Origin of the sequence: Leptolyngbya sp. FACHB-711 (assembly GCF_014695615.1) — a bacterium.
Taxonomy (GTDB): Bacteria; Cyanobacteriota; Cyanobacteriia; order Elainellales; family Elainellaceae; genus Leptolyngbya_A.
Window position 1 is genome coordinate 1 of the sequence record NZ_JACJOR010000215.1, and the last position, 9,527, is coordinate 9,527.

Here is a 9,527-nt window from a genome sequence, read left to right on the forward strand (position 1 = left end):
AGGGATCACTCCTAAATCCTGGTTCGACCGCAACCTTACCGCTTGTGAGAGGGACACAGCCTACTCACCTGATCCTGGTACACCGGGCAGGACAGCAGCATATCCATAATGTGCCGGATGTGCCAATTCCGCCGCTTGAAAACGTGGTGCGACTTTACGAAACCGTTGCCCATGCCGGAGGTTCCTTTGCTCCAGTTAAGGTAGTCGGCATTGCGCTGAATACGTTTCAACTCAGCGAAAGTGAGGCGAAGCAGGCGATCGATCGAGCCACTTCTACTACCGGGCTTCCCTGCACCGATCCAATTCGCTTTGGCGCAGATCTACTGCTGGATGCGATTTTGGCATGAGAGCTCTACCGTTTTGCACTTCCCCGGTAGATGCGATCGGCTTGCTCTGGAGTAAGCCAGGGGGTGTGACTGCTGCCGTTCGTGGCAGATTGAGCATTCGCGGCGGCTGTCGCTGGGGTAACAGAGGGAGTGCCAGAAACCGCGACGGGTCTCGGGACGGGCTGCGACACAGCAATATTGCTGCCATTCGGCAACTCACAAGCAACAGGTGGAGCACTGGTGGATCTGAAGGTGGCAGGTTGGGGCACATCGTCCGGTAGGTACTGGGCCAGTTGGCTTTGGGGAGCGACGTAGGAATGCGTTTCCGGGTCGTAAGCCAGCACTTCGCCCGTTTCGATCAGGTAGACCCAGCCAAAAATCATCAGCTTGCCCTGGAATAGCCGCGATCGCACGACGGGATAGGTTTTCAGGTTTTCGATCTGGGTGATCACGTTTTCGGCGATCGCAATTTCCAGCATCTCGTCTTTGGTGCGGTTGCTATAGTTTTCCTTCACCAAGCGACGGGTGGCTTCGGCGTGGCGCAGCCAGTCATAGACCAGCGGCATTTCTTCTTCCAGGCTGCCTAATTGCAGTAAGCCTTTCATTGCGCCGCAGTGCGAGTGTCCGCAGATGACGATTTGGTCAATGTCCAATGCGTGAATCGCGTATTCGACCGCTGCCCCTTCGCCGCCGTTGGCTGCACCATAGGGAGGAATAATGTTTCCCGCGTTGCGAATCACAAACAAATCGCCCAGATCGGTCTGAGTCAGCATCACCGGATCGATGCGCGAGTCTGAGCAGGTGATAAACAGCACTCTGGGATCTTGCCCCTGAGAAAGCTGTTCAAACAACTCCCGGTGAGTCGAAACGTAGCTGTCTTTGAATTCGCGCAGCCCTTGAATCAGCTTTTTCATCGCAATCCTTCCCTTCCCGTCCGATTGATCAGGCGATCTGTAGTGACCTTTATTGATTGTCTCCCAAAAGCTTGTCGATACTTCATGAAGAAGCGATCGATCGCCCTCAAGACTGTTGACGTTCTCTAATCACAGCAATAACCGGACTTAATCCACCAGTCCTACCTGAGCGATCGCCTTTTGAAGCGGTTCTAGCAGCGGCTCGACATAGCTTTGCCAGCCCACCACGATCGTCTGACGGTGTGCCAGGGTGTCTAGCTTCACGGCATCGGGGGTAAACCGGAGCGGGTTGCCTGCCAGATCGCAGCACACCAGTCCTGCCGCCTTTGCCATTGCCAGCGGTCCTGTAGTATCCCAGAGCTTGACGCGGCGATTGAGATAGAGATAGATTCCTGCCTCGCCGCCAATTACCCGCAGCACCTTCAAACCAAAACTGCCGATATTGTCGAACTTTGCCGCCGGAATCTGCTGCTGAATCGCTTCCCCAAAGCGGCGCTGATCTTTGTAGCCCAGCAAAATCAGACAGTCATCAATCGTCGGGGGAGCGGGTTCCTTCGGCACAAGCGGCACTGCTGCCCGATCGCCTACCACTTCAAATAAGCCCCAATCTTTGCCGCCGTAGTAAAGCCGATCGAAGGCGGGCGCACCGACCCATCCGGCGATTGGCTGATGCTGCTCTAGCAGGCCCACCATCACGGCATAGTGCTGCTTGCGCTGAATAAAATCGTCGGTTCCATCCAGCGGATCGATCAGCCAGAACGGACCCGACTGCTGCGAAAACACCTGCCAGGACTGAGCATTTTCCTCGGTAATAATCCGATCGCCCGGAAACAGCGACATTAATCCGGATGCAAGCTTGGCATCGAGGGCGCGATCGACTGTGGTAACGTAATCTGCCACCCCTTTTTCATAAACTTGAAACGGTTCGGCTGCCATTTTCAGAGCCATCTGTCCACAGTCGCGAATTAAACTGTGAATGCACTGGATTTGGTGCGGGGTAAGCTGCATGGGTTAGAAGCTCTGTTGTACATATTGCAGAATACCGCGAACGATCGCCTGTGCCATGGTGCTGCGGAAATTGCGATCGGCGAGAAGGCGGGCATCTTCTGCACCTGTGACAAACCCTACCTCGACCAAGGCAGCGGGCATTTGCGTGTTTCGCAGCACATAGAAGCGGGCAGATTTGACCCCCCGACTCCGCATTCCCGTTGCCTCAATGATGCTGTTCTGAATCGCCTGCGCCAGCACCCGCCCGCTGTCGGAATAGTAGTAGGTTTCTGCACCGTTGACATCGGGACGGCTCAAGCTGATAGAGTTAGCGTGAATGCTGACAAACAAATCGGCTCTGGCACGGTTTGCTAGACTAACGCGTGGCTGCAAATCGATTTCGCGCTCATCTGTGCGGGTCATTAGCACCTCAACGCCCTGCCGTTGCAGCAGCTCTGCCACCTGTAGCGAAATATCCAGCACGATATCGGTTTCACGAATACCTCCGATGCCGACTGCCCCCGGATCGCGTCCGCCGTGCCCTGGATCGATCGTGATCGTAATTCGACTATCGCTAACGTTGGGCAAAGGGGCAGGGGTTCTAGGGCTAGATGGGGTGGAACCTGCTGGAATTCGTCTGCCCTGCAAACTGAGGGCGACCGTTTGCTGCACCGATCGCAATTCGCCAATCACAATCCCCGCTGCTGGAAGAAACTGGATCACCACGGTCGTTGGGTCACGTTGCTCGGCGCGAAACCGTAGAACCGGGCTATTTTGCTCCAGCCGGGGTTGGGCGGTGTTATCGGCTAATCTGGCGTTGGGAATGACGATTTGATACTCTGCCGTGGTACGATTCCAGCCGCTCTCCAGATTGGTCAGCGATCGATCGGCGCGAATTACAAGCTGTCTGCCGCTATCTGCGAAGTCAATCCCCTGAATGGTGGCGGGTTGATCGGGGGCAGAACGGGTAAGCGATCGAGAGCTGTCGGGACGCTGGGCAGCCGTGATCGAATGGGTGGGAATCAGCGCAACGCCGCCTGAACCGGGAGAAATGCGCCAGTCGGTATCGTCCTGACTGAGAAGAAGCGTCACCGTGACATTGGGCGAATCTCCTGCCGCCTGATCCACCTGGATCTGCTCGACCCCGTAGCGATCGATTTCGATCTGACGCTGACTGAAGCTCTGAGAAAGGGCAGTATTCGGCAGTTGCAGGATGAGCCTGCGGCGATCGTCTTCCCATCGCTGCCGGATCTGAGGCGTTTCGCCCCCGGTTCGCAAAAAGAATCCATCCGGCGTGACCCGCAATTCTTCAAGCTGGGACGCAGCGCGAAAATTTCCTTGATTTTCTTGCTCCCCTTGCTCCCCGGATGCGTTTGCGATCTGGACAGGCTGCGGCATCTCAACAGTCCACTGGGTTGGCGAGGCTCCCCGGACGCGCACCTGCTGCGGATCGATCGTGTAGCCGGGGGCAAACTGAATGACGATGCGAGTCGTCTGTCCATCAAATTGGGCAATCCGAAGCGATTGAATCGCGCCTATTTCAGATTGAGTGACGGCAGGGCGATCGAGCCGGGTTTCGGGCAAATCGATCACCAGGCGACTGGGGTTTGCCAAAAGCTGTACTCTGGGCTGCACATCATCATCGGTAGTAAAGCGCAGCGTGGGACTGTCTGTACTGCGGTTCAACTGCCAGGATTGCAGCCTGCCTGCTTCGGCGGGAGAAGACAACAGCAGGACACCGACCATGCCTGCCAAACCAGAAAGAAGCCAGGAAGATTTCACGAATTCAGATCCTCGATCGTCTCAAACGGAAAAAGCTTACTAAAGCGACAGTACCCTATTGCCCGTACAAATCGCGTAACTAAACGGGGAGCATCAGCCGGACTGGCTGCACTTGAGACGGTCACTTGGGCAAGTTCGTTCCGCTAGTTTGTTTACGTATGGTTGCGAAAGCTGCCCTGCCCAGAGATCCTACCAAAAAAATAAAACCCCCCAGTACGAAACCGGGAGGCGATAATCAGGGTGCATCTACCAAATAACTCTTCGGTCGAAAATTGCCCTGATCAGGATGATTTCCAAACTTGATTTAAAGATTGCCAGGCTGCTGCCGCTTCAGAAACGCTCCGTTGCGATCGACATATCGCCACTTGTTGCCCATTTGCACCCAGGCAAGCCCTTCCCGAAAAGAACCGACATTCTCAAACTGCGCCGCGATTATGATTTGGCCTGTGCGATCGATAAAGCCCATTTTGCCGTTTTGCCGCACGGCTGCCAGCCCTTCGGAAAAATCTGAGGCAAGCTCAAACTGGGGCGCGATCGCCATTTGTCCGGCATGGTCTACATAGCCCCACTGGCTGCCCACCAGCACGGCTGCCAGCCCTTCGGAAAAATCTGAGGCAAAGTCATACTGAATGGGGACGATCGGCTTGCCCTGCTGATCGATAAACCCCCACTGACTGCCCTGCCGCACCCGTCCGCGCCCTTCTGAGAAGCTAAATGCTCCGTCAAACTGGGGTGCGATCGCGATGTTGCCCTGTGGATTGATGTAGCCCCATTTCTCGCCCGCCTTCACCACCGCGAGAGCTTCAGAAAAGCTCCAGGCATCGGCAAACTGCGGGGGAATAATCCAGGCTCCGTCTGGCGCGAGGTAGCCATACAAATTGGTCAGCTTTGCCGCCGCTCTCCCTTCGGAAAAGTCTGTCGCCAGCGTATATTGTGGATCGATCGCCAGCGTCCCGTCTGGATTCAAATAGCCGTAAGCTCTGCCCGTTCGCACCACTGCCCGCCCTTCTGAAAAGGGATTTGCGCTGGCATACTGCGGATCGATCACGATGTTGCCCTCCCGATCGATAAAGCCATACAAATCTGCCGTCCGCACCACCGCTCGTGATTCGACAAACGGCGCGACGCCATCCAGGGTTTCATCGGTCTGAATGACGACCTGCCCGGTGCGATCGATAAAAGCATAGCGATCTTTGATCCGCACCACTGCCAGCCCTTCTGAAAAATTAGAGGCAGCATCAAACTCTAGAATGTCTGAATTCATCGCGATCGTCTCAGCGTTTCCTTCGCTATTGTCTCCTTCGCTGGTGCGAATTCGAGGCAAATAATCAGACGATAAATGATCACGCCGCGCAGCATCATGCTCAACAATATAGAGCAACGGGTCTGAAAAGTCTGAGTGGCTGAGCGTTACGATCTTTTGATAGCCGATCGCCAGCAAACCTGCACCAGCGACAAGCCAAACCCAGGCAGGAAAAGACAGACGCATTTTAGTGGGGGAGGAGCAGGGAATGTATTCCCATGCTAAAGCTATTCTGAAGAATGAAACTGTCTGTATTCACACGAGTTAATCTTGCCAGCCACCTTCACGACCCGTTCAAACCCGACCTATGCCCTTGCCCTGCATACTGCCAGCTCCGATTTTGGTTTAGCGATCGATAATTTTCAGGGCGACTATCCCAAAGGGGAAACAGCTTCGCATCGGCGCAGCCAAACCTGGGACTTAGGGCGCGATCTCTCCACGCATTTGCACGTTTACTTGCAGGAATTCCTCTCGCCGCAAACCTGGCGCGATCTGATGTTTCTGGCAGTGGCAAAAGGTCCAGGCGGCTTCACTGGCACTCGCATCGGGGTTGTTACTGCCCGAACCCTGGCACAACAGCTTGATTTGCCTCTGTTTGCCATTTCAACCCTTGCCGCCGCAGCCTGGGCAAATCGACCTGCCTTAACCGATGAATCTTTACAGCTGATCGATCTGGCGATCGAGATGCCCGCTCAACGGGGGGAAGTGCATACAGCAATCTATACCGTTTCTTCAGCAGCTTCAGGACTTCAACCAACCTTGCAGGATTGTGTGCAGGCGATCGACTCCTGGCAGAATTTTCTCGATCGCTGGGAACGTCCCTACAAGCTAATCAAACTTGAAGGCGGACTCGGTGCAACGGCTCCCGCACTGTTAGAACTCGCTTATCAGGAATGGCAGAAAGAAGAACGTCCTCATTGGGTAGAGGCAGTTCCGTTTTATGGTCAAAGTCCGGTGAGAGAATCAGAGCGATAAAATACAAACGATCGCCCTATCGCTCCTGATAACGATGGTTGATACCCCTTCTCAGCAGAAAGTCACCCCTCCGATGCAGATTCCACCCCTGGAAAGCGGCGATCGTCTGACTCGTCATGAGTTTGAGCGTCGCTATGAGGCAATGCCCCACCTGAAGAAAGCTGAACTGATCGAAGGAGTTGTGTACGTGCCCGCTGCTCTAAGATTTCGGAGTCATGGTCAACCGCATGGGAATTTGATGACCTGGCTGGGCGTTTACCAAGCATTCACACCCAAGGTTCTAATCGGCGATAATCCAACGGTTCGCCTCGATCGGGATAATGAACCTCAGCCGGATGCAGTTTTATTAATTGAGGAAAGCGCAGGCGGGCAAGCTCGGCTCAGTCCTGATGACTATATTGAGGGCGCACCCGAACTGGTCGTTGAGGTGGCAGCAAGCAGCGCATCGATCGACCTGGGAGACAAAAAGCGAGCATATCGCCGGAACGGCGTTCAAGAATATCTAGTCTGGCAGGTGTTCGATCGCAAGATTGATTGGTTCCAGTTAGAGGACGATGATTATTTATCGCTGGCGATCGATGAGCAGGGCATCATTCAGAGCAGCGTATTTCCTGGCTTGTGGTTAGCGACCTCTGCCTTACTCAACGGAGAAATGCAGCAGGTTTTAGCCGTCTTGCAGCAGGGCATTAATTCAGAAGAACACCAGCAATTTGTGCAGCAACTTGCCCAGGCGCGTTAAGGCGGGATAGAAGAATTTAGCACTGCTTCATCTTTAGAAACACTTTCATACCAGACGGAAGCATCCGAACGGATCAGGTTTGAAGTCAATCTCCTGCTTGGTCACAGCATCCATGCCGTTGATGAAGCGAAATGATGCATTAGTGAAGCGTAACGCATCCTACTAGCTGACTCACCAATCAAGAAGAACTGTTCTTCATCTTGTTCTACTTCAAGTGTTACCCAACGTTTGACTTAGCAGGCATGATCTTTGATATACACCGCTACCTTAAGCTTAAGTAACAAGAAATGTTGCGTTTCTCTACAAAGAAGCTAGGTTGCGGATTTCTTGGATTTGCTGTATTGCTCTTGATGGGAAACACTTATGGTAAATGGGAGCTTCTAACTTTATTGCATGGCAAAGAGGTTGATGCCCTGCTTCGAGCAAATTCAGATGAATGGATGCTGCCTCCAGAGTTCTCTAGAGTAGTCGAGTATGACGACCACCGAATCGTTGCGTTTATGGTCGAAACTGGTGCACAAGATATGCTGGTTGAGTTTAAGAAGGACTCACAGGGGAATTGGGAACGTTCCCGTTATCGTCGATGTATTGTTTCTAATGGAACACCGGGTTGCTTTTTTCCGTGGTATTCGCTCAGGGGGCTAGAGCAGGTAATCTTCAGGTGAAGAGATCTCGTAGGATGCGTTGGCGACAGCGTAACGCATGATTTAATCTTCGCAAAACTTACAGAACACGCTCGTTCGTCAGCCGAAGCAGGACGGGTTTTGGTTTGTCGTGGTGGTGTTGTCAGCGGCAACGGGGTCAAGTTCGCTGCTAGTGAGGATGCCGGGTCGATCGTGACGGAGCCTTCCCTGGTCCCGAAGCCCAGCAGGTCAAAGTAGAGGGTGGCGAGGGTGTTGGGTTCAACTCCGGTCAGGTCTACGGTAACGGTGCGGGTGCTGTTGGGGTTTTGCCGCACGGTAACGCCAGTGCCCGCGAAGGTATCGCCGCTGTGTTGCAGGTTGAAGAAGGCATCGGTGTTGCTCAGTCCGCTGATCGATCGGGCGATCGGGGTGAGAGTGCGGGCATTCAGCAGGGCGGCTTCAAAGGCATCGCCGGGGGCGTTGGGACTGCGGTCGAGGTCGGTGCTGACCAGGGTGAATTGCAGTGCTTTTGCGCCTTCGGGAATGAGGAAGGCCTGGGAGAAGTTGGTCAGGAGCGGGGAGTCTTCGCGCAGGACGGCTTGACCTGCAAGGACTTGTGCTGCTCCACGGGTATCCCAGCCAGTGGGGGAGTCGAAGCTGCCGTTCTGAATGCCGATCAGTGCCGGAGCCGTCAGCGGTGAGGTCAGACTCAATTCCCCTGCTCCCTTGCTCCCCTGCTCCTCTGCCCAGGCACGAATCGTTTCCAGAATTTTCAAATTGAGGGCAGAAGGAAGTTTACGAACACCGGGGGCGAGGGTGGTGTTCATCAGGTCGTGGGGGAAGAAGCGGGAGTCGAGGTGGGAGCGATCCGGAGTGAGGGGAGCAGTGAAGCCGTTGCCGACAAAGGTGGGTGTGCCGTTGATCGTTTTGACATGGGCATCGAATCCGGCATAGCCGTTGATGAAGCCTGCGAGGTGGGCGGTTTCGTGGAGAATGGTGGTGAGCAAGTCGTAGCGACCGAAGGCAGCGGAGCCGGGGGTGGCGCGGAAGGCAGTATCGATGAGGGTGGTGGAGAATTCGCTGTTGTCCCAGGGAGTGGAGTCGATAAACCAGCCTAAGCCATTGCCGTCAATGTCAAGGGTGAGGGTGCCGGAGGTGGGGCGACCTGTAGAGTCGTAGCTGGTGAGAGAGGCTTCTGCGAGTTGACCAGATGGGAGATCGGTAATTTTGAAATTAAGGTTAAATGGAGTCGTCTCTCGAAGGAATTCTGTCCAGGTAGGGACAGTAGTGTTTTGGAGACTGAAGTTGTGACTGCTGAGGAATTGTTGCAACGCTACGCTGCTGGAGAAAGAGACTTTAGCGGAGTCAACTTGCGAGGAGCCAAGTTGCAGGATGCCGAGTTGAGAGGTATTAACCTGAACGGGGCTGATTTGAGTGGGGCTGATTTGAGTGGGGCTGATTTGAGTGGATATGGATATGCCCAAAGGATCGAGCCTGCTTACAGTGATCTGTCCGATGCCAACCTGAGAAATGCTAACTTGAGTTGGGCTAACCTTGAATTCGTCGATTTCAATAGATCTGACTTGAGCGGGGCTGACTTGAGCTTCGCTAACTGTGAAGGCACTTACTTTAATGACTCCATTCTGATAGGTGCTGACTTCACCAACGTCAAAGGAGGATATAGTCTGGACGGTGCTGATACTGGGTTCGATATGGAGTCCTAAATGATTAGCAACTTCAGGTTCAGCCATTAAGTTAGCAGTGCGATCGTAGATCTTGTAGGATGCGTTAGCGATAGCGTAACGCATGACCCAAACCCCGAAACACCCACCCCAAAACGATAACAACCCTTAGCGCAACATTCCCCTCATCCATCGC

9 protein-coding genes and 1 pseudogene are annotated in these 9,527 nt (G+C 54.1%); 5 read left to right on the forward strand and 5 right to left on the reverse strand.

Annotated features, from left to right (window positions below):
- Positions 1–347 (forward strand): DUF1611 domain-containing protein (locus H6F80_RS08080; protein ID WP_190791067.1); only part of this gene is annotated, 347 nt, incomplete at its 5' end.
- Positions 348–352: 5 nt separating this feature from the next.
- On the opposite strand, the gene H6F80_RS08085 is transcribed toward H6F80_RS08080, so the two are convergent.
- From H6F80_RS08085 to H6F80_RS08100, 4 genes are all read right to left on the reverse strand, one after another.
- The gene (locus H6F80_RS08085; protein WP_190791068.1) at positions 353–1,240 is read right to left on the reverse strand and encodes a carbonic anhydrase; all 888 of its coding nucleotides are present in this window, start codon (positions 1,238–1,240) and stop codon (positions 353–355) included.
- 147 nt (positions 1,241–1,387) lie between these two features.
- The gene (locus tag H6F80_RS08090) at positions 1,388–2,248 is read right to left on the reverse strand and encodes a 3'(2'),5'-bisphosphate nucleotidase CysQ family protein (protein ID WP_190791069.1); all 861 of its coding nucleotides are present in this window, start codon (positions 2,246–2,248) and stop codon (positions 1,388–1,390) included.
- Between the two features lie 3 nt (positions 2,249–2,251).
- Positions 2,252–4,009, reverse strand: coding sequence for an N-acetylmuramoyl-L-alanine amidase (locus tag H6F80_RS08095; RefSeq protein ID WP_199296445.1), 1,758 nt, complete (start codon positions 4,007–4,009; stop codon positions 2,252–2,254).
- A 304-nt stretch (positions 4,010–4,313) separates the two neighbouring features.
- Complete coding sequence (locus tag H6F80_RS08100) at positions 4,314–5,498, reverse strand: WG repeat-containing protein (protein ID WP_190791070.1); 1,185 nt, start codon at positions 5,496–5,498, stop codon at positions 4,314–4,316.
- Positions 5,499–5,582: 84 nt separating this feature from the next.
- Here H6F80_RS08100 and tsaB point away from each other — a divergent pair, with 84 nt between their 5' ends.
- The 3 genes and pseudogenes from tsaB to H6F80_RS08115 all read left to right on the forward strand — a co-directional run.
- Positions 5,583–6,287, forward strand: coding sequence for a tRNA (adenosine(37)-N6)-threonylcarbamoyltransferase complex dimerization subunit type 1 TsaB (gene tsaB, locus H6F80_RS08105; protein WP_190791071.1), 705 nt, complete (start codon positions 5,583–5,585; stop codon positions 6,285–6,287).
- 34 nt (positions 6,288–6,321) lie between these two features.
- Positions 6,322–7,026, forward strand: coding sequence for a Uma2 family endonuclease (locus tag H6F80_RS08110; RefSeq protein WP_190791072.1), 705 nt, complete (start codon positions 6,322–6,324; stop codon positions 7,024–7,026).
- A gap of 182 nt (positions 7,027–7,208) precedes the next feature.
- A pseudogene (locus tag H6F80_RS08115) lies at positions 7,209–7,307 on the forward strand (helix-turn-helix domain-containing protein); the annotation flags it as partial.
- Between the two features lie 293 nt (positions 7,308–7,600).
- Here H6F80_RS08115 and H6F80_RS08120 read toward each other — a convergent pair.
- Positions 7,601–8,980 carry a hypothetical protein gene (locus H6F80_RS08120; RefSeq protein WP_190791073.1) on the reverse strand — a complete coding sequence of 460 codons (1,380 nt, stop codon included), beginning with the start codon at positions 8,978–8,980 and terminating at the stop codon, positions 7,601–7,603.
- Between H6F80_RS08120 and H6F80_RS31210 the strand changes: the two genes are divergently transcribed.
- A complete protein-coding gene (locus H6F80_RS31210; protein WP_190791074.1) occupies positions 8,957–9,373 on the forward strand; it encodes a pentapeptide repeat-containing protein in 417 nt (138 codons plus the stop codon). The genes H6F80_RS08120 and H6F80_RS31210 overlap by 24 nt on opposite strands.
- Positions 9,374–9,527 lie beyond the last annotated feature (154 nt).